20 protein-coding genes are annotated in these 24493 nt (G+C 72.0%); 14 read left to right on the top strand and 6 right to left on the bottom strand.

Annotation, left to right across the window (positions count from 1 at the left end):
- The first annotated feature begins 11 nt into the window (after positions 1-11).
- Positions 12-1223, top strand: a complete 1212-nt coding sequence (locus ACIWVC_RS16865) for a pyridoxal phosphate-dependent aminotransferase (protein ID WP_396450897.1) — start codon at positions 12-14, stop codon at positions 1221-1223.
- A 31-nt stretch (positions 1224-1254) separates the two neighbouring features.
- On the opposite strand, the gene ACIWVC_RS16860 is transcribed toward ACIWVC_RS16865, so the two are convergent.
- Positions 1255-3306 carry an ATP-dependent DNA helicase gene (locus ACIWVC_RS16860; RefSeq protein ID WP_396450895.1) on the bottom strand — a complete coding sequence of 684 codons (2052 nt, stop codon included), beginning with the start codon at positions 3304-3306 and terminating at the stop codon, positions 1255-1257.
- Between the two features lie 212 nt (positions 3307-3518).
- On the opposite strand from ACIWVC_RS16860, the gene ACIWVC_RS16855 reads away from it, so the two are divergent.
- A complete protein-coding gene (locus ACIWVC_RS16855; RefSeq protein WP_396450893.1) occupies positions 3519-4496 on the top strand; it encodes a DUF4192 domain-containing protein in 978 nt (325 codons plus the stop codon).
- Positions 4497-4507: 11 nt separating this feature from the next.
- On the opposite strand, the gene ACIWVC_RS16850 is transcribed toward ACIWVC_RS16855, so the two are convergent.
- Positions 4508-4879, bottom strand: a complete 372-nt coding sequence (locus ACIWVC_RS16850) for a hypothetical protein (protein ID WP_396450891.1) — start codon at positions 4877-4879, stop codon at positions 4508-4510.
- A gap of 150 nt (positions 4880-5029) precedes the next feature.
- On the opposite strand from ACIWVC_RS16850, the gene ACIWVC_RS16845 reads away from it, so the two are divergent.
- From ACIWVC_RS16845 to ACIWVC_RS16820, 6 genes are all read left to right on the top strand, one after another.
- Positions 5030-5878, top strand: a complete 849-nt coding sequence (locus ACIWVC_RS16845; RefSeq protein WP_396450889.1) for a polysaccharide deacetylase family protein — start codon at positions 5030-5032, stop codon at positions 5876-5878.
- Between the two features lie 35 nt (positions 5879-5913).
- Positions 5914-6426 (top strand): DUF1707 and DUF4870 domain-containing protein, encoded by a 513-nt coding sequence (locus tag ACIWVC_RS16840; protein WP_396450887.1) that lies wholly within the window; start codon positions 5914-5916, stop codon positions 6424-6426.
- Positions 6427-6665: 239 nt separating this feature from the next.
- Positions 6666-8033: an FAD-binding oxidoreductase gene (locus tag ACIWVC_RS16835; protein WP_396450885.1), complete on the top strand. Its 1368-nt coding sequence runs from the start codon at positions 6666-6668 to the stop codon at positions 8031-8033.
- 76 nt (positions 8034-8109) lie between these two features.
- Positions 8110-9375: a class I SAM-dependent methyltransferase gene (locus ACIWVC_RS16830; RefSeq protein ID WP_396450883.1), complete on the top strand. Its 1266-nt coding sequence runs from the start codon at positions 8110-8112 to the stop codon at positions 9373-9375.
- A 201-nt stretch (positions 9376-9576) separates the two neighbouring features.
- Entirely contained in the window at positions 9577-10584 is a 1008-nt protein-coding gene (locus ACIWVC_RS16825; protein ID WP_396450881.1) for an ATP-dependent DNA ligase, read from the top strand.
- Between the two features lie 79 nt (positions 10585-10663).
- Positions 10664-12217, top strand: a complete 1554-nt coding sequence (locus ACIWVC_RS16820; protein WP_396450879.1) for a GMC family oxidoreductase — start codon at positions 10664-10666, stop codon at positions 12215-12217.
- Between the two features lie 253 nt (positions 12218-12470).
- Here the strand turns inward: ACIWVC_RS16820 and ACIWVC_RS16815 are convergent, their stop codons facing one another.
- On the bottom strand, positions 12471-13349 hold the full coding sequence (locus tag ACIWVC_RS16815) for an alpha/beta fold hydrolase (RefSeq protein WP_396450877.1): 879 nt from the start codon (positions 13347-13349) through the stop codon (positions 12471-12473).
- A gap of 164 nt (positions 13350-13513) precedes the next feature.
- On the opposite strand from ACIWVC_RS16815, the gene ACIWVC_RS16810 reads away from it, so the two are divergent.
- Positions 13514-14905, top strand: a complete 1392-nt coding sequence (locus ACIWVC_RS16810; RefSeq protein WP_396454289.1) for an aspartate aminotransferase family protein — start codon at positions 13514-13516, stop codon at positions 14903-14905.
- Positions 14906-15039: 134 nt separating this feature from the next.
- Positions 15040-16302 (top strand): cytochrome P450, encoded by a 1263-nt coding sequence (locus ACIWVC_RS16805; protein ID WP_396449936.1) that lies wholly within the window; start codon positions 15040-15042, stop codon positions 16300-16302.
- Positions 16303-16314: 12 nt separating this feature from the next.
- Here the strand turns inward: ACIWVC_RS16805 and ACIWVC_RS16800 are convergent, their stop codons facing one another.
- Positions 16315-17049, bottom strand: a complete 735-nt coding sequence (locus ACIWVC_RS16800) for an SDR family oxidoreductase (protein WP_396449935.1) — start codon at positions 17047-17049, stop codon at positions 16315-16317.
- 112 nt (positions 17050-17161) lie between these two features.
- Here ACIWVC_RS16800 and ACIWVC_RS16795 point away from each other — a divergent pair, with 112 nt between their 5' ends.
- Positions 17162-18004 carry a helix-turn-helix transcriptional regulator gene (locus ACIWVC_RS16795; protein ID WP_396449934.1) on the top strand — a complete coding sequence of 281 codons (843 nt, stop codon included), beginning with the start codon at positions 17162-17164 and terminating at the stop codon, positions 18002-18004.
- A 19-nt stretch (positions 18005-18023) separates the two neighbouring features.
- On the opposite strand, the gene ACIWVC_RS16790 is transcribed toward ACIWVC_RS16795, so the two are convergent.
- Complete coding sequence (locus tag ACIWVC_RS16790; RefSeq protein ID WP_396449933.1) at positions 18024-19568, bottom strand: long-chain fatty acid--CoA ligase; 1545 nt, start codon at positions 19566-19568, stop codon at positions 18024-18026.
- 361 nt (positions 19569-19929) lie between these two features.
- On the opposite strand from ACIWVC_RS16790, the gene leuS reads away from it, so the two are divergent.
- Entirely contained in the window at positions 19930-22392 is a 2463-nt protein-coding gene (gene leuS, locus ACIWVC_RS16785) for a leucine--tRNA ligase (protein WP_396449932.1), read from the top strand.
- A gap of 138 nt (positions 22393-22530) precedes the next feature.
- Here leuS and lexA read toward each other — a convergent pair whose 3' ends face one another.
- Entirely contained in the window at positions 22531-23229 is a 699-nt protein-coding gene (gene lexA, locus ACIWVC_RS16780) for a transcriptional repressor LexA (protein ID WP_396449931.1), read from the bottom strand.
- Positions 23230-23404: 175 nt separating this feature from the next.
- Here lexA and ACIWVC_RS16775 point away from each other — a divergent pair, with 175 nt between their 5' ends.
- Both ACIWVC_RS16775 and nrdR read left to right on the top strand, forming a co-directional pair.
- Complete coding sequence (locus ACIWVC_RS16775) at positions 23405-23740, top strand: LysM peptidoglycan-binding domain-containing protein (protein ID WP_396449930.1); 336 nt, start codon at positions 23405-23407, stop codon at positions 23738-23740.
- Between the two features lie 261 nt (positions 23741-24001).
- Positions 24002-24475: a transcriptional regulator NrdR gene (nrdR, locus tag ACIWVC_RS16770; RefSeq protein ID WP_396449929.1), complete on the top strand. Its 474-nt coding sequence runs from the start codon at positions 24002-24004 to the stop codon at positions 24473-24475.
- Positions 24476-24493 lie beyond the last annotated feature (18 nt).

Here is a 24493-nt window from a genome sequence, read left to right as displayed (position 1 = left end):
ATGGTGAGTCCATGCAGGTCAACCAGTCGGGCAAACTGACCAACGTCTGTTACGACATCCGGGGTCCGGTGCTGAAGCGCGCCAAGCAGCTGGAGGCCGAGGGGAACAGGATCCTCAAGCTGCACATCGGCAACCCCGCACCCTTCGGGTTCGAGGCCCCGCCCGAGCTCCTCCAGGACATGATCCGCAACCTGCCGGAGGCGCACGGCTACAGCGACTCCAAGGGCATCCTCCCCGCGCGCCGCGCGATCGTGCAGCGCTTCGAGGACAGCGGCGTCGCCGGCATCGACGTCGAGGACGTCTACCTCGGCAACGGCGTGTCCGAGCTCATCGTCATGACCCTGCAGGCGCTGCTCAACGACGGCGACGAGGTCCTCATCCCCGCGCCCGACTACCCGCTGTGGACGGCGGCGGTCTCCCTCTGCGGCGGGACGCCCGTCCACTACCTGTGCGACGAGGACGACGGCTGGCAGCCGAGCCTGGACGACATCGAGGCCAAGATCGGCGACCGGACCCGCGCCATCGTCATCATCAACCCGAACAACCCGACCGGCGCCGTCTACTCGCGCGACGTGCTCACCCGCATCGTCGAGGTCGCCCGCCGCCGGAACCTGCTCATCTTCGCCGACGAGATCTACGACCGGATCCTCTACGACGACGCCGAGCACGTGCCGATCGCGTCCCTGGCCCCCGACCTGCTGTGCCTGACCTTCGGCGGGCTGTCGAAGAACTACCGGGTCGCCGGGTTCCGGTCGGGCTGGGTCGTGCTGTCCGGGCCGAAGGAGCACGCCGAGTCCTACATCGAGGGCCTCGACATCCTCGCCAACATGCGGCTGTGCCCGAACGTCCCCGGCCAGCACGCCATCCAGGCCGCGCTCTTCGGCTACCAGAGCATCGACGACCTCGTCCTGCCGACCGGCCGGCTCGGCGAGCAGCGCGACCGCGCGTGGAAGCTGCTGAACGACCTGCCGGGCGTCAGCTGCGTCAAACCGCAGGGCGCGCTCTACGTCTTCCCGCGCCTCGACCCGGAGATGTACCCGATCGAGGACGACATGCGCTTCGCCCTCGACCTGCTCGAACAGCAGAAGCTCCTCGTCGTCCAGGGCACCGGGTTCAACTGGCCGGCCACCGACCACCTCCGGATCGTCACCCTCCAGTACGCCGACGACCTGGAGGACGCCGTCGGCCGCATCGGCGAGTTCCTGCGGACCTACCGCCGCTGACGGGCCCCGCGCCGGCGCGGGCCGCCGCGGTTCAGGACGAGCCGGACGCCGCGGCGTCGAGGCGGCGCAGGGCGCCGCGCACCACGTCCGGGTCGGTCGTGGCCCAGAACGGCGGCAGCGAGTTCTTGAGGAAGCCGCCGTAGCGGGCCGTCGCGAGCCGCGGGTCGAGGACGGCGACGACGCCGCGGTCGTCCATCGAGCGCAGCAGGCGCCCCGCGCCCTGGGCGAGCAGCAGCGCCGCGTGCGTGGCGGCGACCGCCATGAAGCCGTTGCCGCCACGCGCCGCGACCGCCCGGGACCGTGCCGACGACACCGGGTCGTCCGGGCGCGGGAACGGGATGCGGTCCATGATGACGAGCTGCAGCGACGGGCCGGGCACGTCCACGCCCTGCCACAGCGACAGCGTGCCGAACAGGCAGGTCCGGTCGTCCTCGGCGAACTGCCGGACCAGCAGGGACGTGGAGTCCTCGCCCTGGCACAGCAGCGGATGGGACAGGTGGTCCTTCAGCTCGTCGGCGGCCTGCCGGGCGGCCCGCATCGAGGAGAACAGGCCCAGGGTGCGCCCGCCCGCCGCCTCGATCAGCTCGGTGATCTCGGTGAGGTAGGCGTCGGCGAGGCCGTCCCGCCCGGGCTGCGGCAGGTGCCGCGCGACGTACAGGATGCCCGCCTTCGGGTGGTCGAACGGCGAGCCGACGTCCAGCCCGGACCACACGACCTCGGTCTCCTCGCCCTTCTCCGTCGCGGTCCGCGCGAGCCCCTCGGCGGCGGTCTTGGCGTCCCCCGGCCCCTGCTCGTCCAGCGGGGGCAGGCCCCACTGCCGCGCGAGCGGCTCGAACGACCCGCCCAGCGTCAGCGTCGCCGACGTCAGGATCGCGGTGCGCCGCTCGAACAGCGTCGTGCGCAGCAGGCCGCCGACACCGATCGGCGCCACGTGCAGCGCCGGCGGGCGCCTCGGGCGGCCGTCCTGCGCGAACGGCTTCTCCAGCCACACCACGTCGAAGCGCTGCGCCATCTCGGGCTGGAACGCCTCCAGCACCCGGACGGCGGTGTCGTGCAGCTCCTCCAGCGACGACCGCGCGGCCTTGCGCGCGGACATGTCGCCGGGGTCGGTGTCCTTCTTGTCCGGCCCGAGCGCCGTCATGCAGGCGTGCGCGGCGTCGCGGACGACGGCGAGGGTGTTGCCCAGCGCGGACGGGAGGACGTCCATGCGTCCTTGGGGCAGCTCCTCAAGAAGGACGCCGAGCCCCTCGGCGGCCTCCTTCAACCGGTCGGCGACGGCCTCCTCGATCAGCCGGCCGCAGCGCCGCGCGGCGGTCTCGACCCCCGCCGCGCTCAGATCGCCGGTGGCGACCGACGTCACCCGGTCGACCAGCTCATGGGCCTCGTCCACGACGACGACATCGTGCTCGGGGAGAACCTGGAACTCCTCCAAGGCGTCGATGGCCAGCAGCGCATGGTTGGTGACCACGATGTGCGCCTCACCGGCCTCCGCCCTGGCGAGCTCGGCGAAGCACTCCGTGCCCTGCGGGCACCGCTGCGCGCCCAGGCACTCCTTGGCGGTGACGGCCACCTGCCGCCACGCCTGCTCGCTGACGCCGGGCACCAGCTCGTCCCGGTCCCCGGTCCGGGTCTCCTCCGCCCACTCGTTGAGCCGCTTGACCTGCCGCCCGAGCGAGGACAGCTGCTGCGGGTCGAAGAGGCTCGGGCCGTCCTCCTCCTCGGGCACCCCGGTCTGCACCCGGTGCAGGCACAGGTAGTTACGGCGGCCCTTCAGGATCGCGAACTTCAGCTCCGTCCCGAGCATGGGGCCGAGCGCCTCGGCCAGCCGGGGCAGGTCGCGGTCGACGAGCTGGCGCTGCAACGCGATCGTCGCGGTGGACACCACCACCGTCGTCTGCTTCTCCACCGCGTGCCGGATCGCGGGCACCAGGTACGCGAGGGACTTGCCCGTCCCCGTCCCCGCCTGCGCGGCGAGGTGCTCCCCGGACTCGATGGCCTTCTCCACCGCCCGCGCCATCTCCACCTGACCGGGGCGCTCGGCGCCCCCGATGGACGCGACGGCCGCGGCGAGCAAGGTCGCCATGTCCGGAATCTGGGTATCGCTGCCGGTGAGCAGATCAGGGGCGGGCACGTCGCCCAACGCTACCGTCCCCGCCCGACACCCGCGGCCCGGTCCGCCGGCCGCCCGCGCCCGGCTCCGGACGAAACGCCCCGGACCCGCGGCCCCGGACCCCGGTTGTCCACAGGTCCCGGATCTCCTGCCGGGCGCCGGTGCCGGCTGCGAGCGTCGACGCCATGGCACCTCTCGTGATCCGCACCGCCCAGGACGCCATCGCCGCCGTCCCCTACCTGCTCGGCTTCCACCCCGCGCGCAGCCTCGTCGTGATCGGCTTCGCGGGGCGGCAGCGCGGCATGTGCGCCGTCCGGCTCGACTTACCGGCCGCCGGCGCCGCCGACCGGGTCGCCGCCCTCCTCGCCGGCAACGGGTTCGCCCGGTCCCTCCTCCTCGGGTACGGCCCCGCCGCCGAGGTCGAGGAGTCCGCCGGGCCCGTCCGCGCGGCCCTCGCCGCCGCCGGCGTGCCCGCCGCCGAGGCGATCCGCGTCGCCGACGGCCGCTGGTGGTCGCTCACCTGCGACGGCGACTGCTGCCCGGCCGAAGGCGTCCCGTACGACATCTCCACGAGCGTCCTCGCCGCGCAGGCGACCTACGCCGGGCACGCCGTCCTCGCCGACCGGGCCGAACTCGTCCGCTCCGTCCAGCCCCTCGAAGGTCCCGCGCGCACCGCCATGCGCGAGGCCACCGCACGAGCCGAGAGACGCCGCCGCACCCGGCGCGGCGCCACCGGGGAAGACCTGGCCTTCACCCTCTCCCTGCTCGCCGACGCCCGCACCGGCATCGCCCCCACCGACGACGAGGTCGCCCGCCTGGGCCTCCTGCTGACCGACCTGCGCCTCCGCGACGAAGCCTGGATACGCATCGACGAGGATGCCCCGGCGGCCGACATGGCCTTCTGGCGCGACATCGTCCGCCGCGTCGAACCCGCCTACGCCCCGGCCCCCGCGTCCCTGCTCGCTTTCGCCGCCTACTCCGCGGGCGACGGCGGCCTGGCGAACGTGGCGCTCGAACGCGCCCTGGACGCCGACCCCGCCTACTCCATGGCCGTGATCCTCCGCGAGGTGATCAACGCCGGCATCCCGCCCTCACAGCTCCGCCTCCGCATGACCTCCGAAGACCTGGCCGCCGCCTATGACCGGTCCCGCAAGGCCGGCTGAGGCGGGGCGGGTCAGGGGGCGACGGCTTCGCCCGGGGTGCCGGGGTCGAGCCGGCGGCCGGGGTTGCGGGCGTTCCAGTCGCGCATGCGCGGCGGGTAGCCGACGGCCTGCACGTCGTAGACGGGGAGCCCGAGGTCGCGGGCCACCTTGCCGATGACCTTCGGGGAGCCCACGCGGCGGCGGGTCCATTCGCCGTCGTGGGCGACGGCGACGGCGGTGGTGTCGGTGGCGAACGTCTCCGGCTCGACGAAGAACTCGACGCCGCGGCGGGACTGGGCGAAGGCGATCAGCGCCTCGATGTCGGTGTCGGTCGCCTCGCGGTCGAGCTTGGTCACCGTGGATCCGCGGTGCCTGCGGATCCCGAACCGGTCCCGGAACCTCATCGCCTACCCCGTCGTCTTGTGCGGATGCGGGTGTACGACGATAACGACATCCCGGGTCCGCGGGTTCCCGACACAGCGGCGGAATCCCGGGCGTGCGGGGGGCCGAGCCCTAGACTGGTCGGCCTTGGGGGAACGGCAGCGGGGGTGTCGATGGGCGGGCTCGACCTCGTCCGGCGGGTGGCGGTCGCGGTGCTCGCGGCCGCGGTCTGCGGGGGATTGAGCACGCTGGCGCCGGCCTCCGGCAAGGTCGGCTTCGCCGCCGCGCCGCGGCCGGCGGCGAAACCCGAACCGAAACCCGAGCACGCGCCTCCGCCGAAGCCGCCCGCGCCGAAGCCGCCGCCGGACTGCTCGCGGGTGAAGTGCGTGGCGCTGACGTTCGACGACGGGCCGGCGGAGAGCACGGCGGAGCTGCTGGACGTCCTCGCCGCCAGGAACGTCCGGGCGACGTTCTTCCTCGTGGGGGAGAACGTCGTGAAGCATCCGGAGCTCGTGCGGCGCGAGCACGAGGCCGGGCACGAGCTCGGCGACCACAGCTACACGCACGCCGACCTCGGCAACGCGTCCGAGAAGAAGGTCCTCGACCAGCTGACGCGGACGCAGGACGCCATCCGGCGGGCGTCCGGCGTCACGCCGGTGCTGCTGCGGCCGCCGTACGGGTCGGTGTCGAAGCGGCTGACGAGGATCACGCGGGAGATGGGCCTCGCGCAGGTGCTGTGGACGGTCGACCCGCTCGACTGGGAGCACCGCGACACCCGGTACGTGGAGAAGCGGGTGCTGAAGGCCGTCAAGCCCGGCTACGTCGTGCTCATGCACGACATCCACCCCACGTCGGTGAAGGCCGTCCCGAAGATCATCGACCGGCTGGCGGCCGAGGGGTACGCGTTCGTGACGGTGTCTGAGCTGTACGGCGGGAAGCTCGTCCCCGGGAAGGAGTACGGGCAGACCGGGCGGCCGATGGTCCACCGGGACGAGTCAGGGGCGGCTCAGGGTCTTCCCTGATGCCCGGCGGGCGTGCCCGGGGTCAGCATGGACGTATGAACACGAGCGGGGATCTCAGGGTTTCGGACGCCGAGCGCGAACCGGTCATCCAGCGGCTGCAGGACGCGTACGCCGAGGGGCGGCTCGACGAGGACGAGTTCGACATGCGCGTGCAGCTGGCCATCACCGCCAAGACGCGCAACGACCTGGGCGGCGTCATCCGCGACCTGGAGCCGGTGCGCCGGGAGCGGTTCGCCCCCGCCCCCGTCGCCTCCGAGACCGGCGAGGACCGGATGCTCGCCGCCGCGGCGCACGCGGTCGCGGTGCCGACGCTGTTCGTCGGGCCGCTCGTGCTGATGCTGGTGAGCGGCAAGCGGTCCGAGTACGTCCGGCGGCACGCGGCCGAGGCGGTGAACTTCCAGGTGACGCTGCTCCTGCTCACGATCGTCACGTTCGGGATCGGCGGCGTCGTGTACGCGGTCGCGTGGATCCTGTCGGCGATCGCGGCGGTGTTCGCGCTGACCGGCCAGACGTTCCGCTACCCGTGGATCCTGCGCCTGGTGAGGTGAGGCCGCCCGCTCCGCGCGGCGCGGGCGCGAGTGAAGCGCCCCGGCGGGTTTGTCGGCGTACGCCTCCGGGGAAAGGTTGACGTGGCCGCCTTGTAGCGGATCTGTCGCCTCCAGGAGACGAAACGACGCCGATGTGTACGCTCGTGGGTTTATTCCCCTCCCTACCTGTGACTCCTGCAACGTCCGAATTACGTGGACCGTGCATAGGATGATCGATTAACTGTGTCCGGGAGGGGCAGATGACGGAGCTTGCGGTCAAGGGCGATCACCAGCGCGCGGTCGAGGCGCTGAGGCGGTCCTACGAGGCGATCCCGGCGGGCACGCCGGTCCGGCTGGCGAAGCGGACCTCGAACCTGTTCCGGTGGCGCGACCCGTCGCAGGCGCCCGGCCTGGACGTGTCCGGGTTCGACAAGGTGCTGAGCGTCGACCCCGCCGAGCGCACCGCGCAGGTCCAGGGCATGACGACCTACGAGGACCTCGTCGACGCGACGCTGCCGCACGGGCTGATGCCGACGGTCGTTCCGCAGCTGAAGACGATCACCCTGGGCGGGGCGGTGACGGGGCTCGGCATCGAGTCGACGTCGTTCCGGGACGGGCTGCCCCACGAGGGCGTCCTGGAGATGGAGGTCCTCACCGGGAACGGCGAGATCGTCACGGCGACGCGCGACAACGAGCACGCCGACCTGTTCTACGGCTTCCCGAACTCCTACGGGACGCTCGGCTACACGCTGCGGCTGAAGATCGAGCTGCGCCCGGTCAGCCCGTACGTCCGGCTCCGGCACCTGCGGTTCGCCGACGCGGTCGAGCTGGCGAAGGCGATGGGCGAGATCACCGAGTCGGGGACGTTCGAGGGCGAGTCCGTCGACTTCATGGACGGGACGGTCTTCAGCGCCGGCGAGCAGTACATCACGCTCGGCTTCTTCGCCGACTCGGCCCCCTACACGTCCGACTACACGGGCCAGCAGATCTACTACCGGTCGATCCGGCAGCGGGCGGTCGACTTCCTGACCGTCCGCGACTACATCTGGCGCTGGGACACCGACTGGTTCTGGTGCTCGGGCGCGTTCGGCGTGCAGAACCCGGCCGTCCGGCGGCTGTGGCCCGACAGGTACAAGCGCTCGGACGTGTACCGCAAGCTCGTCGCCTACGACCGCCGCTTCCACATCGTCGCGCGCGCGGAGCGCTGGCGCGGGCTGCGCCCCCGCGAGGACGTCATCCAGGACATCGAGGTGCCGGTCGAGCGGCTGCCCGAGTTCCTGGAGTTCTTCCACGACAAGATCGGGATGAGCCCGATCTGGCTGTGCCCGCTCCGCGCGAAGGAGCGGTGGCCGCTGTACCCGCTGGACGTCGGCCGCACGTACGTGAACGCGGGCTTCTGGGGAACGGTCCGGATCCCGCCCGGCCAGATCCCCGAGTACCACAACCGGCTCATCGAGCGCAAGGTCGCGGCGCTCGACGGGCACAAGTCGCTCTACTCCACGGCCTTCTACGGCCGGGACGAGTTCTGGCGCTACTACGACGGCGAGACCTACCGGCGGCTCAAGGGCCGGTACGACCCCGGCGAGCGGCTGCTCGACCTCTACGACAAGTGCGTGCGCGGGCGCTGACCATGCGGCCGCGGTATCGGGGGAGCCCAACGGGCCGGCCAGCGCCGGCCCGGGCGGAGAGACAGGAGGGAACAAGATGACGCTGGCCAGGGTCTTCGAGCGGCTCGCCGGGGCTGAGGCGCCAGTGGAGTTCACGGCGTACGACGGATCGCGGGCGGGGGTGCCCGGCGCCGACATCCGGTTCGAGGTCCGTTCGCCGTACGCGGTGTCGTACCTGCTGCACTCGCCGGGTGCGCTGGGCCTCGCCCGCGCCTATGTCACGGGCATGATCGACGTCGACGGCGACATGATCGAGGCGCTGACGACGATGCAGCAGGTGCTGAGCGATGTGACGCCGCGCGACAAGGCGCGCATCGTCGCCGCGGTGCTCGGCGACCCGCTGCTGCGCGGTGCGATCTCCCGCCGGCTGGACCCGCCGCCGCAGGAGGCGCCGTTCAGCCGCATCCCGTCGTGGCTGCGGCACACCAAGCGCCGGGACGCGCGGGCGATCTCCCACCACTACGACGTGTCCAACACCTTCTACGAGTGGGTCCTCGGCCCCTCCATGGCGTACACGTGCGCGTGCTATCCGCGCGAGGACGCGACGCTGGAGGAGGCCCAGTACAACAAGCACGACCTGGTCGCGAAGAAGATCGCGCTGAAGCCGGGGATGCGCCTGCTGGACGTGGGCTGCGGCTGGGGCGGCATGGTGATGCACGCCGCGAAGGAGTACGGGGTCAAGGCGCTCGGCGTCACGCTGTCCAAGCAGCAGGCCGAGTGGGCGCAGAAAGCGATCGCCGATCGCGGCCTGTCCGACCTCGCCGAGGTCCGGCACATGGACTACCGGGACGTGACCGAGACCGGCTTCGACGCGATCAGCTCCATCGGGCTCACCGAGCACATCGGCAAGGCCAACCTCCCGTCCTACTTCTCGTTCCTGTACGGGAAGCTGCGCAAGGGCGGGCGGATGCTGAACCACACCATCACGCGCCCGGACAACACGGTCCCGTCCCGCAAGGAGAACGGGTTCATCAACCGGTACGTGTTCCCGGACGGCGAGCTGGAGGGTCCCGGCTACGTCCAGTCGGCGATGAACGACGCGGGCTTCGAGATCCGGCACCAGGAGAACCTGCGCGAGCACTACGCCCGCACGCTCACCGCCTGGTGCAGGAACCTCGACGAGCACTGGGACGAGGCCGTCGCGGAGGTCGGCGAGGGCACCGCCCGCGTGTGGCGCGTCTACATGGCGGGCTGCGTGCTCGGCTTCAACCAGAACTGGATCCAGCTGCACCAGACGCTCGGCGTGAAGCTGCACGACGACGGCACCAGCAACATGCCGCTGCGCCCCGACTGGGGTTCGTGACGGCGGAGCCGCTCCCGCAGCGAGGACGAGCCGGCCGGGGACCCCGGCCGGCTCGTCGCCGTCCGGCGCCCCCGACGGCGTCCCGGTCCCGCGCTTCCCGAACTGGCCCGCAGCCGGTCAACTTTCGTCCTGGCCCGATATCGCCGCAGGTCAGCCTGGGTAGGTCATGATCACGACCAGCGAGCTCGGGGACGGGAGGCCATGCACATCCGGTCCCCGGTCAAGCCGATGCAGGCGGCCGCGGTCGAGCGCGTCCCGCCGCCGCGGGCGTGCCCCGGCGGCTGCCGCTACGAGCCGAAGTTCGACGGGTTCCGCGCGGTCGCGATGGTGGACGAGGCCGGCGCCGTGCGCCTGTGGTCGCGCCGCGGGGCCGCCTTCAACGAGGCGTTCCCCGAGATCGCGGCGGCCGTCCGCGAGCGGGTCCCGCCCGGCACGGTCGTCGACGGCGAGATCGTCCGCTGGGGGCCGGACGGGCGCCTGGACTTCGGCGCGCTGCAGCGCAGGCACGTCGCGGGGCGGCGCCGCAACGACCTCGCCCGCACCGAACCCTGCCACTACGTCGTCTTCGACGTCCTCGAAGCGGACGGCGCCGACCTGCGCCCGAAGCCGCTGCGCGAACGCCGCGCCGTGCTGGAGGCGCTGCTCGGCGGCGACGACCCCGGCGCGCGCGTCGTCGTCACGCCGCAGACGTCCGACCTCGAGGAGGCGCTGCTCTGGTTCGACGCGCTCGCCGCCCAGGGCATCGAGGGCCTGGTCGTGAAGGACGCCGGCGGCCCCTACCTGGAGGGCCGGCGCCGCTGGTGGAAGGTCAAGCGGCGCGTCACCGCCGAGGCGGTCGTCGGCGGGGTGACCGGCACGCGCCGGGCGCCCGAGTCGCTGATCCTCGGCCGCTACGACGCGGAGGGCCGGCTCCGCGTCGTCGCGCGGACGACCCCGCTGGCGCCGTCCGCCCGGACCGGCCTGGCCGCCGTCCTCCGGCACGCCGGGCCGGACCACCCGTGGCCGCCGGAGCTGCCCGCCGGGTTCGCCGGCGGGGTGTACGGGGCGCACCCGCCGATCCGCTACGTGCGGACCGAGCCGGAGGTCGTCGTCGAGTTCAGCGGGGACGCCGCCGTGGAGGGCGGCCGCTGGCGGCACCCCGTCCGCTACGTCCGCATCCGGACGGACCTGCCGCCGGCGCGGGTGCCGCGGTTCGGCGAACCGCCCTGACCATGGACGCGCCGCCCCGCCGGTGGTAGGCAGGCACTGATGGGCCGGGTGTCGCGGCCCGGAGAGCGCGGAGGTCCTCATGGACTACGACTACGTCATCGTCGGCGCCGGATCCGCGGGCTGCGCCCTCGCCGCGCGGCTGTCGGAGGACCCGTCCGTCACCGTCGCCCTCCTGGAGGCGGGCGGCCCGGACGACAAGAGCGAGATCCACGTCCCGGCGGCGTTCGCCAAGCTCTTCAAGACCGAGTACGACTGGGACTTCACCACCGCCAAGCAGACCGAGCTGGACGACCGCGAGCTGTACTGGCCGCGCGGCCGGATGCTCGGCGGCTCGTCCTCGATGAACGCGATGATGTGGGTGCGCGGCCACGCCGCCGACTACGACGGCTGGGACGTGCCCGGCTGGTCGTACGCCGACGTCGAGCCGTACTTCAAGCGGGCCGAGGGCCGCGTCGGCAGCAACGAGGGCGGCGTCTACGGGACGTCCGGCCCCGTCACGATCTCCGAGCAGCGCAGCCCGAACGAGGCGACCCGCGCGTTCCTCGCCGCCTGCGAGGCCGCCGGCCTGACCCGGCTGCCCGAGCTGAACGGGCCGTCGAACGAGGGGTACGCGCAGACCCCGGTCAGCCAGCGGCGCGGCCGGCGGTGCAGCACCGCCGACGCGTACCTGCGCCCCGCGCGCAAGCGCGCCAACCTCACGGTCGTCACGGGCGCGCAGGTGTCACGGGTGCTGATCGAGGACGGGCGCGCCACCGGCGTCGAGTACGGCGGCGAGCGCGTCGCCGCCCGCCGCGAGGTGATCCTGTCGGCGGGCGCGATCGGGTCCCCGCACCTGCTGATGCTCTCCGGCGTCGGCGACCCCGACCACCTGCGCGAGGTCGGCGTCGAGACCGTCCTGGAGCGGCCCGAGGTCGGCCGGCACCTGCAGGACCACCTGTCGTCCGGCGTCGTGCGGCACTGCCCGAAGAAGGTCACGCTCACCGGCGCCGAGTCGCTGCCGAACATCGCCCGCTACCTGCTCGCCCGGCGCGGCCCGTTCACCTCGAACGTCGGCGAGGCGGTCGCCTTCATCCGCAGCGACCCCGCGCAGCCCGCGCCCGACCTCGAACTGATCTTCGCGCCCGCCCCGTACGTCGCGCACGGCCTCACCCCGCCGACCGAGCACGGCGTGACGCTCGGCGTCGTGCTGCTGCGGCCCGAGTCGGCCGGGCGCATCACGCTCACGTCCGCCGACCCGTCGGCGCCGCCGTCGATCGACCCGGGCTACCTGACCGGCGAGAGCGACCTGCGCCGCCTAGTCCACGGGCTCCGGTACGCCGACGAGCTGCTCCGCGGCGAGGCCCTCAAGCCGTACGTCGGCGAGCCGATGGACCCGTACGTCGGCCCGGACGACGACGAGGCCCTCGCCCGGTACGTCCGGGCCCACTCGGAGACGCTGTACCACCCCACCGGCACCTGCCGCATGGGCACCGACGACGACGCCGTCGTCGACCCGGACCTCCGCGTCCGCGGCGTCGACGCCCTCCGCGTCGCGGACGTCTCCGTCCTCCCGGAGATCACCCGCGGCCACACCAACGCGCCCGCCATCATGATCGGCGAGCGCGCCGCCGACCTGATCAAGCAGGGGACCTGACCGGAGCCGCCTCAGGACAGCCAGTCGAGGACGCGGATCGGGACTCTCCTTCCGAGGAGTTTCGGAACGGCGTTCCGTCGGTCTGTTCGTGTTCGGCCGCTCGGTGCCGTCCGGGCCGTCAGCGGCGCCGCAGGGACGGGTCGAGCGGCGCTGGCGGGGTGTCGTACTTCTCGTGCGCGGCGAGGTCGGTGCCGGGGGCCACGATCGCGTCGACCGCGTCGAGGACGTCGGCGGGCAGGACGGTGTCGGCCGGTCAGCGCAGCCAGGTGAGGATGCGGGCGTTCACGTCCTGCGGGGCGTCGAGCTGGAGGAAGTGCCCGGCGCCCGGGATCCGCTCGGCGCGCGAACCGGGCGGGAGGGCCGCCCGGACGGCGTCGAGGTCGACGACGTCCGCGCCCAGGCAGCCGTCCTGCGCGCCGTGCAGGTAGAGGACGGGCAGCTCGCCGGCGGCGGAGGCCGCCGCCTGCTCGGCCGCGTACCGCTCGATGTGCCGGGACGGGTCGAGCATGGCGCGGTAGTACCCGATCGCCGCCTCGACGTTGGCGGGCGCGGCGAGGCAGTCCATGGCGTGGTCGATGTCGGCGGTGCGGTCGCGGCCGTCCGCCGGCGACCAGTCGCGCCACAGGCCCTCGACGAAGGCGCGGTCCAGCGCGGCCTCGGCCAGCGGCGTCTGGAAGACGAAGATGTAGAACGACCGCTTGAGCTGCTCGTAGTCGAAGAACGCGGTCCCCATCACCGACACGGGCGGGACTGACATGGCGACGACCCTCCGCCACCGCTCCGGTGCGGCGTTCGCGGCGCCGTAGGCGGTGAAGGCGCCCCAGTCGTGGCCGATGAGGACGGCGTCGGGGCCGCCGCCGAGCGCCTCGTGCAGGGCGACGGCGTCGGCGGCGAGGGCGCCGGTCTGGAAGGCGCCGTCCTGCGGGACGGACGTGGGCGCGTAGCCGCGCATGAACGGGGCGACGGCGCGGTATCCGGCGGCGGCGAGCTCCGGCATGAGGTGCCGCCAGGTGTGCGCCGAGTCGGGGAAGCCGTGCAGGAGGAGCGCGAGGGGGCCGTCCGCGGGGCCCGCGGAGAGGTATCCGAAGTCGAGCCCGTTCGCGGTGACGGATCCGGGGGTGATGTCGCTCATGTCCAGCCTCCTCGGGTTGCGGCGCACGCTACCCGGCGGCCGGCCGGGCGCGGCAGCCAGGGTCGGTTAACCTTCGGATATCGGTGTATGACTAGCTATTTACAGCGGATTCCGTGCTCACTTAGCATCGAGACGACTGGATCGATCGCACTGAGGGAAGCGTGATGACGGAGCCGGACGTGACCAGCCAGCAGCACGACGCGATGCAGAGGGCGGCGCGCGACCATCTGTGGATGCACTTCGCGCGCCACTCGGGGTCCCAGGGCGGCGCCGAGATTCCCATGATCGTCCGGGGGGACGGTCCCTACGTGTACGACTCCGCCGGCCGCCGCTACCTGGACGGGCTGTCCGGGCTGTTCACCGTCCAGGCCGGGCACGGCCGCGAGGAGCTGGCGCAGGCCGCCGCCAAGCAGGCCGCCGAGCTGGCCTACTTCCCGATCTGGTCGTACGCGCACCCGAAGGCGGTGGAGCTGGCCGAGCGGCTCGCCGCGCTCGCGCCCCGCGGCCTGGACCGCGTCTTCTTCACCACCGGCGGCGGGGACGCCGTCGAGAGCGCGTGGAAGCTCGCCAAGCAGTACTTCAAGATGACCGGCCGGCCCACCAAGCACAAGGTGATCAGCCGCGCGGTCGCCTACCACGGCACCCCGCACGGCGCCCTGTCGCTGACCGGGCTCCCCGAGCTGAAGGCCCCGTACGAGCCGCTCGTGCCGAGCGCGTTCCGGGTGCCGAACACCAACATCTACCGGGCCGCCGAGCACGGCGACGACCCCGAGGCGTTCGGCCGGTGGGCCGCCGACCGGATCGAGGAGGCCATCGAGTTCGAGGGCGCCGACACCGTCGCGGCCGTGTTCCTGGAGCCGGTGCAGAACGCCGGCGGCTGCTTCCCGCCGCCGCCCGGGTACTTCGAGCGCGTCCGGGAGATCTGCGACCGGCACGACGTCCTGCTGGTGTCGGACGAGGTGATCTGCGCGTTCGGCCGCCTCGGCACGATGTTCGGCGCGCAGCGCTTCGGCTACACGCCCGACATCATCACCTTCGCCAAGGGCGTGACGTCCGGGTACGCGCCGCTCGGCGGCATGCTCGTCGCCGACCGCCTCTTCGAGCCGTTCCGGCACGGCACGGAGATGTTCGCGCACGGCTACACCTTCGGCGGCCACCCGGTGGCGGCGGCCGTGGCGCTGGCCAACCTCGACCTGTTCGAGCGCGAGGACCTGAACGGCCACGTCATGCGCAACCGGGACGCGTTCCGCGGCACGCTGGAGCGCCTCCTCGACCTGCCGATCGTCGGGGACGTCCGCGGCGACGGCTACTTCTACGGCATCGAGCTGGTGAAGGACAAGGACACCCGGGAGACGTTCGACGACGACGAGTGCGAGCGCCTGCTGCGCGGGTTCCTCGACAAGGCGCTCTACGAGGCCGGCCTGTACTGCCGCGCCGACGACCGCGGCGACCCCGTCGTCCAGCTGGCGCCCCCGCTGGTGTGCGACCAGGGGCACTTCGACGAGATCGAGCAGATCCTCCGCTCCGTCCTGACGGAGGCGTGGGCGCGGATGTGACCGGTACGCCGGGTCCGGGGGCGCGCGCCCCGGGCCCGGCGCGGCTAATGTGAGGCGGGTCACCGCCTCGATAAGTGTGCACATACAGCTTTACTCTGAGAGGCTACATGTAAACCGAATCAGGTTCGGAAACGATGGGTGGTGGGCGCGTGCTCAAGGTCGAGGACATCAACCTGACGGACTGGGACTTCTGGCGGCGGCCGCACGAGTACCGGCACGAGGCGTTCAAGGCCCTCCGGTCCCACTCGCGGCTGGTCCACTTCGAGGAGCCCGACATCGTCATCGCGCCGCAGGGGCCCGGCTACTACGCGCTGACCCGGCACGCCGACATCGTCGAGGCGTCCCGCCGCGCCGAGGACTTCTGCTCGGGCAAGGGCGCCATCAGCATCCCGGACATGCCCGGCGACATGCACGAGTACTTCGGCTCCATGATCAGCATGGACGACCCCCGGCACGCCAAGATCCGGCGGATCGTGTCCCGGGCGTTCTCCCCGCGCATGATCCAGCGGTTCGAGGACCGGGTCGAGGCCGTCGCCGCCGAGATCGTGGCGAACGTGGCCGCCGGCGGCGGCACCGGCGACTTCGTCTCCGACGTCGCGGCGCGGCTCCCGCTGCGGATCATCTGCGACATGATGGGCATCGGCGAGGAGCACTACACGACCGTCCTGGACGCCACCAACGTCATCCTCGCCGGCAACGACGCGGAGTTCCTCCCGTCCGACAACGCCGAGGAGATGGCGATGGCGCTGCTCGGCGCCGGCGAGACGCTCAAGGGCATCGTCGAGGACCTCGGCCGCAAGCGCCGCGAGGACCCCACCGACGACCTGACGTCCGCGCTGGTGAACGCCAACGTCGACGGCGAGTCGCTCAGCGACCAGGAGCTCGGCTCGTTCTTCATCCTGCTGGTCGTCGCCGGCAACGAGACCACCCGCAACGCCATCGCGCACGGCCTCGACCTGTTCACCCGCCACCCCGACCAGCGGGCGCTGCTCACCGCCGACTTCGAGAACCGCATCGCGGGCGCGATCGAGGAGATCGTCCGGTACGTGTCGCCGGTCATCTGGATGCGCCGCACCGCCACCCGCGACACCATGCTCAACGAGCACGAGATCAAGGAGGGCGACAAGCTCGTCCTCTACTACTGGTCCGGCAACCGCGACGAGTCGGTGTTCAAGGACCCGGAGAAGTTCGACATCCTGCGCGACCCGAACCCGCACGTCGGGTTCGGCGGGCCCGGGCCGCACTTCTGCCTCGGCGCGCACCTGGCCCGGCGCGAGATCACCGTGATGTTCCGCCAGCTGCTGCGCCGGACGCCGGACATCCGCGCGTCGGCCGAGCCGGACCGGCTGGAGTCCAACTTCATCAACGGGATCAAGCGCCTGCCCTACACGATCTGACCCAGGCCGTCCTCACCAGGGCACGGGGCCGTCCTCGGAGATGAACGCGCCCGTCGGGCCGTCGTCGCCGAGGACGGCCGCCCCGGCGATCACCGCCGCGCCCTGCGCCGGCGTCCGCGTCCCGGTGTGCCCGTTGAGGTCGGTGGCGCAGAACCCGGGCGCGACCGAGTTCACCTTGACCGGAGTGCCGGCCAGCTCCCCCGCGTAGGCGACGGTCAGCGCGTTCAGCGCCGTCTTGGACGTGTTGTAGGGCAGCAGGTTCGGCCGCGGCGGAGTCGACGGATCGGTCGTCAGCGAGCCGAGGTTGCTGGAGACGTTGACGATCCGCCCCGCGGGGGAGCGGCGCAGCAGCGGCAGCATGGCGTTGGTGACGGCGACGACCCCGACCACGTTCGTCTCCAGCGCCATCCGGACGAGATCGGGCGACACGCTGCTCGGCGGGGGCGACGACGCGGGGTCCGACGCGTCCGTCGGCGTGATCCCCGCGTTGTTGACGAGGACGTCGAGGCGGCCGTGCTCGGCCTCGATCCGCTTCGCGGCGGCCTCGACGGACGCCGCGTCGGTCACGTCCAGGTGGACGAACCGGGCGTCGAGCCCCTCCTCCGCCAGCGTCGCGGCGGCCTTCTCGCCGAGATCCGCCGAACGCGCCCCGACCAGGACGGTCATGCCCTCCCGGCCGAGGATCCGTGCCGTCTCGAAGCCGAGCCCCTTGTTGGCTCCGGTGATGAGTGCGATCTGTGCAGTCATGCCTCCAGCCTGCGCGGCGGCCGCCCCGCGGAGGAGAGACCGGCCGAGGCTGGGATCGGCCGTACCACCCTGAGCCTGGCGGCGGCCGCGGGCGTCGGACATGCTGGAAGGTATGGACAGGCAGGAGATGGCGTCGTTCCTGCGCTCCCGCCGCGCCCGCATCCGGCCCACCGACGTCGGGCTCCCGGGCGGGACGCGCCGGCGCACCCCCGGCCTGCGCCGGGAGGAGGTCGCCCAGCTGGCCGGCATGTCGGTCGACTACTACATCCGGCTGGAGCAGGGGCGCGGGCCCCACCCGTCACGGCAGATCCTCAGCGCGCTGGCGCGGGCGCTGAGGCTGAGCGACGACGAGCGCGGGCACCTCTACAACCTGGCCGGCGAGCCTCCGGAACCGCCGAGCGGCCCCTCCCAGGACGTCCCGCCCGGCATCCTGCACCTGCTCGAACGGCTGGACGACACGCCCGCCTACGTGCTGAACGCCCGCCAGGACATCCTCGCCTGGAACCCGCTCGCCGCCGCGCTCATGACCGACTTCGCGGCGCTGGCGCCCCGCGACCGCAACGTCGTCCGCTGGCTGTTCACCGGCACGGCCATCGAGCGGTACGGCTCCGACGAGTACGTCACCCGGCTCGCCCGCGAGCTGGTCGCCGACCTGCGGGCCTCGTCCGGCCGCTACCCCGGCGACCCCGGCATCGCCGAGCTGGTCGCCGAGGTGTCCGCGCGCAGCGCGCTGTTCGCGCGGCTCTGGGCCGAGGGCGAGGTCGGGATCAGGCGCGGCGGCCGCAAGCGGATGGTCCACCCGGTCGTCGGCGAGCTGGACATGCACTGCGACGTCCTGTACGTGCCGGAACGCGACCAGCGGGTCGTGCTGTACACGGCCGCGCCCGGCACGCCGTCCTACGAGGCGCTGAAGCTGCTGCGCGTCGTCGGGATCCAGGACCTCAGCGTCCGCTGAGGCCCCGGGCCGCGGGCGCTCAGCGCAGCTCGCGCTTGAGGATCTTGCCGGTGGCGGTCATCGGCAGCTCGTCGCGGAACTCGACGATCCGCGGGTACTTGTAGTTCGCGAACTGCTCCTTGCCCCACGCGATCAGCTCGTCCTCGGTCACGGTGGCGCCCGGCGTCCGGATCACGTACGCCTTGATCTCCTCGCCGTGCGAGGGGTGCTCCACGCCCACGACCGCGGCCAGCGACACCTCCGGGTGCGTCATCAGGACCTCTTCGAGCTCCCGCGGGTACACGTTGTACCCGCCGCGGATGATCATGTCCTTGGAGCGGTCGATGATGTAGTAGTAGCCGTCCTCGTCGCGGCGGGCCACGTCGCCGGTGCGGAACCAGCCGTCCCTGATCGCGGCCTCGGTCGCCTCGGGCCGCTTGTAGTAGCCCTTCATGACGTTGTGCCCGCGGATGGCGATCTCGCCGGGCCCCTCGCCCTCGATCTCCTTCCACTCGTCGTCGATCAGCTTCATCTCCACGCCCCAGACGGGCAGGCCGATCGAGCCGGGCTTGGTCGGGCGGTCCGGGCGGTTGAACGACGCCACCGGCGAGGTCTCCGAGAGGCCGTAGCCCTCCAGCACGTCCACGTCGAACTTGTTCTTGATCCCCTTGAGGACCTCCATCGGCAGCGCCGACCCGCCCGACACCGCGACCCGCAGGTTCTCCTTGATCGCCGCGACGTCCTCGGCGGACGTGTCGTCGGTCAGCAGCCCCCAGTACATCGTCGGGACGCCCGCGAAGATGTTCACCTTCTCCTTCACCATCAGCTCGACCGCCTGCTTGGCGTCGAACCGCGGCTGCATGACGAGCGTCCCGCGCCGGTAGAAGCCGACGTTCATCACGCACGTCTGCCCGAAGATGTGGAACAGCGGCAGCGTCACCAGCGACGTGTCGTGCAGCGTCCGGTGGAAGAGCGTGTCGTCCACCATCGTGTTCGACAGCAGGTTGCTGTGCGTGAGCTCCGCGCCCTTCGGCTGGCCCGTCGTCCCGCTCGTGTAGATGATGACGGCGGTGTCGTCCGGGCTGGTCTCCGCGCTGTCGAAGGTGCCCGGCTGCCCGGCGAGCGCGGCCCAGAACAGCTCCGCGCCCTCGACCGGGGACTCGGTCGCCGCGGGGTTCGCGGGCAGCAGGAAGAAGTGCTCGCAGCCCTCGGCCTGCGCGAAGCCCGCGTGGCCCATCTCGCCGAGCGGCAGCTCCGGCGTCCCCTCGAAGCAGAAGAACGCCTTCGCGTCCGAGTCGCCCAGGTGGTAGGCGATCTCCCGCGGCTTGAGCAGGACGTTCAGCGGGACGACCACCGCGCCCGCCTTGAGCACCCCGAAGTACACCATCGGGAAGTAGGGGAGGTTCGGGCTGGACAGCGCCACCTTGTCGCCCGGTCCGATGCCGCGCGACCGGAGCAGGTTCGCGACCTGGTTCGCGACCGAGTCGATGAACGCGTAGGAGAGACGGAGGTCGCCGAACACCACGGCGTCCCGCTCGGGCGTCTCCCTGGCGGCGTCCTCCAGCAGCACGGACAGGTTGAGCATGGCACTCCTCGCGCGAAAGGTGACCGGCCGGTTAGTTACCGCCGAGTCTACGAACGGTTCCGCACATCCTGCCGTCCGGGGGCGTGCGAAAGCCACCCTTTCCTGCGCTTTGACGTGCTGTTTCGGATCACCCGCAGGCCCCGGGCGCGGCATGCCGGGGCGCCGGGGCGCCAAGTACCCGCGCGAGGGCTTGCGGCTGCGGTATTCTTGAGGTATGTCGGCAAGGCTGCTCCTCGAACGACCACGTTGACGCACTGACGTCAGCGTGGTGGCCCCTCCTTTGCGAGGGGTCCTTTCATGTCGGCGGACGGCCCACGACCGAAGCACTGATCCGAGAGAGCACGAAGCGGAGTCTGTAAGCGTGAGCAGCGACGAGCAGTACGACCCACGGGCAGTTCAGGACAAGTGGCAGGCCCGCTGGGCGGAGCTCGACCCGTTCGCGGCCGATGAGAAGGACACCGGCACCGAGCGGCGCTACGCGCTGGACATGTTCCCCTACCCCAGCGGCGACCTGCACATGGGGCACGCGGAGGCGTTCGCCATCGGCGACGTGCCCGCGCGCTACTGGTTCCAGCGCGGCTACAACGTCCTGCACCCCATCGGCTGGGACTCCTTCGGCCTGCCCGCGGAGAACGCCGCCATCAAGCACGACTCGCACCCCGCCGAGTGGACGTACGCCAACATCGAGACGCAGGCGGCGTCCTTCCAGCGGTACGCGCCGTCGTTCGACTGGTCGCGGCGCCTGCACACCTCCGACCCCGAGTACTACAAGTGGACGCAGTGGCTGTTCCTGCGCTTCTACGAGCGGGGCCTGGCCTACCGCAAGGGCGGCCACGTCAACTGGTGCCCCAAGGACCAGACCGTCCTGGCCAACGAGCAGGTCGTCGGCGGGCACTGCGAGCGCTGCGGCGCGCTGGTCGAGAAGCGCGTGCTGACCCAGTGGTACTTCAAGATCACCGAGTACGCCGACCGGCTGCTGGACGACATGCGGCAGCTGGAGGGCAAGTGGCCCGAGCGCGTCCTGCTGATGCAGCGCAACTGGATCGGCCGCTCCACCGGAGCCGACGTCGACTTCGTCATCGAGGGCCGCGACGAGCCCGTCACCGTCTACACCACCCGGCCCGACACCCTGTTCGGCGCGACGTTCATGGTCGTCGCCGCCGACGCGCCGCTGGCCGAGGAGATCTGCCACCCCGACCACCGCGCCGCGTTCGAGGCGTACCGCGAGGAGGTCTCCCGCGAGAGCGAGATCGAGCGGCTGTCCACCGAGCGCGAGAAGACCGGCGTGTTCCTGGGCCGGTACGCGGTCAACCCGGTCAACGGGGAGCGGCTGCCCGTCTGGGCGTCCGACTACGTGCTGGCCGAGTACGGGCACGGCGCGATCATGGCGGTGCCGGCGCACGACCAGCGCGACCTGGACTTCGCGCTGAAGTTCGGGCTGCCCGTCCGCGTCGTCGTCGAGACCGGGCTGCCCGACCCCGCCGAGACCGGCGTCGCCACCCCCGGCGACGGCGCGATCGTCAACTCCGGGCCGATCGACGGGCTGGGCAAGGCCGACGGCATCGCCCGCATCACCGAGATCCTGGAGGAGCGCGGCACCGGCCGCGCCTCGGTCAACTTCCGGCTGCGCGACTGGCTGGTCTCGCGGCAGCGGTTCTGGGGCTGCCCGATCCCGATCGTGCACTGCGAGGCGTGCGGCGAGGTCCCCGTCCCGGACGAGCAGCTGCCGGTGCGGCTGCCCGAGGGCCTGCGCGGCGCCGACCTGGCGCCCAAGGGCACCTCGCCGCTGGCCGCCGCGACCGACTGGGTGAACACCGAGTGCCCCAAGTGCGGCGGCGCCGCCAAGCGCGACACCGACACCATGGACACGTTCGTCGACTCGTCCTGGTACTACTTCCGCTACTGCTCGCCCGACTACGAGGAGGGCCCGTTCGACGTCGAGCGGGTCCGTCGCTGGATGCCCGTCGACCAGTACACCGGCGGCGTCGAGCACGCCATCCTGCACCTGCTGTACAGCCGGTTCTTCACCAAGGTCCTGTACGACATGGGCATGGTCGACTTCACCGAGCCCTTCACCCGGCTGCTGAACCAGGGCCAGGTGATCAACCAGGGCAAGGCGATGTCGAAGTCGCTGGGCAACGGCGTCGACCTGGGCGAGCAGATCGCCGAGTTCGGGGTGGACGTCGTCCGGCTGGCAATCCTGTTCTCCGGCCCGCCCGAGGACGACATCGACTGGGCCGACGTGTCCCCGCACGGCATGGCGAAGTTCCTGTCCCGCGTCCACCGCATCGCCACCGAGGTGGCCTCGCCTCCGGGCGTCACCGGCGGCGACACCGGCCTGCGCCGCGTCATCGCCCGCACCATCGACGAGGCCACCAACCTGGTCGAGACGGGGCGCTTCAACGTCGCCATCGCGCGGATCATGGAGCTGGTCACCGCGACCCGCAAGGCCATCGACTCCGGCCCCGGCGCCGCCGACCCGGCCGTCCGCGAGGCCGCGGAGACGATCGCGATCCTGCTGTCGCTGTTCGCGCCCTACACCGCCGAGGAGGCGTGGGAGCTGCTGGGCGGCACCGCCCCGGTCATCCGCGCCGGCTGGCCCTCCGCCGACCCGGCCCTGCTGGTGGAGGAGTCGGTCACCTGCGTGGTCCAGGTGGCGGGGAAGGTCCGCGACCGGCTGGAGGTCCCGCCGGGCATCGGCGACGAGGAGCTGGAGCGGCGGGCGCTGGCGTCCGCGAAGGTCCAGGACGCCCTGGGCGGCGCGGAGATCGCCAAGATCATCGTCCGCGCCCCCAAGATCGTCAACATCGTGCCGAAACGCTGACCGCCCCGCGCCCCGGCCCCGGGGCGCAGGCCGGTCACCGGCCGCGGCCGCCGAGTGCCGGCGACGAGGCCGGTGGCTTCGCGGCGTCAGGGCATGCCGAGGGCCGCCGGAGTCGTCGCCGGCGGCCGGCACGGGGTGTCACATCTTGCGGAGAACGGCGACGACGCGGCCTAGGATGGACGCCTCGTCGCCGGGGATCGGCTCGTAGGCCGGGTTCTGCGGCATCAGCCAGATGTGGCCGTCGCGCCGCTTGAAGGTCTTCACCGTGGCCTCGCCGTCGATCATCGCGGCCACGATGTCGCCCTGCTCGGCCACCGGCTGCTGCCGGACGACCACCCAGTCGCCGTCCGCGATCGCTGCCTCGATCATCGAGTCACCGGTGACCTTCAGCAGGAAGTGGGTGCCCTCGCCGACGAGCTGCTTCGGCAGCGTGAACACGTCCTCGACGGCCTCCTCGGCGAGGATCGGGCCACCGGCGGCGATCCGGCCGACGAGGGGCACGTACGCGGGCGCGGGCCGCGCCGCGGACGGCTGGCCCCCCGCCGCCTCGAAGGCCCCCTCGTCGGTGCGCACCGGCGTCGCGCCGGGCACCCGCACCTCGACCGCGCGCGGCCGGTTGGGGTCGCGCCGCAGGAAGCCCTTGCGCTGGAGCGACCGGAGCTGGTGCGACACGCTGGAGGTGCTGGTCAGCCCCACGGCCTCGCCGATCTCGCGCATCGAGGGCGGGTACCCGCGGCGCTGCACGGAGTCGCGGATCACCTCCAGCACCATGCGCTGCCGCTGCGTCAGGCCCGTCTCGTCCATCGGCCCGTCGGGCAGCTCCCGGACCTTGCTCATCGCTCGTCGCCTCCCGGGCGCCTCGATCGGTCACTCCTCGTCATGAACGCTATCGCGTCCCGGCCTAATGATCAAACAATTGTTCGAAGATGTACTCGCTTTTTCCGGCCCTCTCCTGGTAGAACATCGTACAGGCGTTCGATCGAAAATTCATTCGACGTCGAGGAGGGGAGAGATGTCCGGTTCACCGCACAGTGACCGTCCCCCGATCCGCCTAACCCGCCGCGGACGCGCCGTCCTCGTCGGCTTCGCCGCCGCCGTCACGCTCGCCGGCCTGTGGCTCACCGCCGGCCCGGGCGCCGTCGCGGGCTCCCGCGACGGCGGCCGCGGCCCGTCCGGCCCGGCCAGGACCGTGGTGGTGGAGCCCGGCGACACGCTCTGGGGCATCGCCTCGTCGGCCGACCCCGGCGCCGACCCGCGCCTGACCGTCCAGCGCATCCTCGACCTCAACGGCCTGAACGGCGACCCGACCGTCCGCCCCGGCCAGGAGATCCGCCTCCCCGCCGGCTGACCGGCGCGGCGGGGCGTCCGACCAGGCGTTCCGTGACCGCCGCGCACGCCGGGTGACGACACGCCCGGGACGAAATCCGTGACGCGGGAGATGACCTGCGCGGACGTGCCGGATGTGACGCGCGAGGCTCCGGAGCGGGTTGCGAACGCCTGCGCCGAGCCGTACCGTTGACCACAACATCTAGTAGTCACACCGATGTAGTTCCCTATATATGGCGGTTCCATCGGTGCAACTCATTAACGTCAGGGGAGGGGATCGAGCGTGCACTGCCCGTTCTGCCGCAACCCTGACACCAAAGTGATCGACAGCCGTTCCACCGACGACGGCGGCGCCATTCGGCGGCGCCGCTCGTGCGCGGAATGCGGCCGGCGATTCACGACGCAGGAGAATGTCCTCGTGATGGTGGCCAAGCGCAGCGGGGTCACCGAGCCGTTCTCCCGGGAGAAGATCATCGCCGGGGTGCGCAGGGCCTGCCAGGGCCGTCCGGTCGACGAGGATGCGCTCGCGAAGCTGGGGCAGCGGGTCGAAGAGGCGATCAGGTCGTCCGGATCCGCGGAAATCCCCTCGCACGAGGTCGGCCTCGCGATTCTGGGGCCGCTCCGTGAACTCGATGAGGTCGCCTATCTGCGATTCGCCTCGGTCTACCGGAGCTTCGAGTCGCTGGACGACTTCGCCAAGGAGATCGAAGCACTGCGGAAGGCCGGTTCCTCGGGGGAGCCCGGCCCGTCCCGGTAAGGGACGGTTCCGGCACTA

It is taken from the genome of Actinomadura sp. (assembly GCF_044508335.1).
In the GTDB taxonomy this organism is placed as follows: domain Bacteria; phylum Actinomycetota; class Actinomycetes; order Streptosporangiales; family Streptosporangiaceae; genus Spirillospora.
Note: the sequence above shows the minus strand (reverse complement) of the source record. Positions and strands in the feature narration are given on the sequence as shown.

Coding starts and splice junctions, on each gene's coding strand:
- ACIWVC_RS16775 (WP_396449930.1), top strand. CDS start 23,405: ATGTCCGGTTCACCGCACAGTGACCGTCCCCCGATCCGCCTAACCCGC.
- ACIWVC_RS16800 (WP_396449935.1), bottom strand. CDS start 17,049: ATGACTGCACAGATCGCACTCATCACCGGAGCCAACAAGGGGCTCGGC.
- ACIWVC_RS16850 (WP_396450891.1), bottom strand. CDS start 4,879: ATGAGGTTCCGGGACCGGTTCGGGATCCGCAGGCACCGCGGATCCACG.
- ACIWVC_RS16860 (WP_396450895.1), bottom strand. CDS start 3,306: ATGGCGACCTTGCTCGCCGCGGCCGTCGCGTCCATCGGGGGCGCCGAG.
- ACIWVC_RS16825 (WP_396450881.1), top strand. CDS start 9,577: ATGCACATCCGGTCCCCGGTCAAGCCGATGCAGGCGGCCGCGGTCGAG.
- ACIWVC_RS16810 (WP_396454289.1), top strand. CDS start 13,514: ATGACGGAGCCGGACGTGACCAGCCAGCAGCACGACGCGATGCAGAGG.
- ACIWVC_RS16790 (WP_396449933.1), bottom strand. CDS start 19,568: ATGCTCAACCTGTCCGTGCTGCTGGAGGACGCCGCCAGGGAGACGCCC.
- ACIWVC_RS16855 (WP_396450893.1), top strand. CDS start 3,519: ATGGCACCTCTCGTGATCCGCACCGCCCAGGACGCCATCGCCGCCGTC.
- ACIWVC_RS16820 (WP_396450879.1), top strand. CDS start 10,664: ATGGACTACGACTACGTCATCGTCGGCGCCGGATCCGCGGGCTGCGCC.
- ACIWVC_RS16865 (WP_396450897.1), top strand. CDS start 12: ATGCAGGTCAACCAGTCGGGCAAACTGACCAACGTCTGTTACGACATC.
- lexA (WP_396449931.1), bottom strand. CDS start 23,229: ATGAGCAAGGTCCGGGAGCTGCCCGACGGGCCGATGGACGAGACGGGC.
- ACIWVC_RS16805 (WP_396449936.1), top strand. CDS start 15,040: ATGGGTGGTGGGCGCGTGCTCAAGGTCGAGGACATCAACCTGACGGAC.
- ACIWVC_RS16840 (WP_396450887.1), top strand. CDS start 5,914: ATGAACACGAGCGGGGATCTCAGGGTTTCGGACGCCGAGCGCGAACCG.
- ACIWVC_RS16815 (WP_396450877.1), bottom strand. CDS start 13,349: ATGAGCGACATCACCCCCGGATCCGTCACCGCGAACGGGCTCGACTTC.
- ACIWVC_RS16830 (WP_396450883.1), top strand. CDS start 8,110: ATGACGCTGGCCAGGGTCTTCGAGCGGCTCGCCGGGGCTGAGGCGCCA.
- ACIWVC_RS16835 (WP_396450885.1), top strand. CDS start 6,666: ATGACGGAGCTTGCGGTCAAGGGCGATCACCAGCGCGCGGTCGAGGCG.
- ACIWVC_RS16845 (WP_396450889.1), top strand. CDS start 5,030: ATGGGCGGGCTCGACCTCGTCCGGCGGGTGGCGGTCGCGGTGCTCGCG.
- ACIWVC_RS16795 (WP_396449934.1), top strand. CDS start 17,162: ATGGACAGGCAGGAGATGGCGTCGTTCCTGCGCTCCCGCCGCGCCCGC.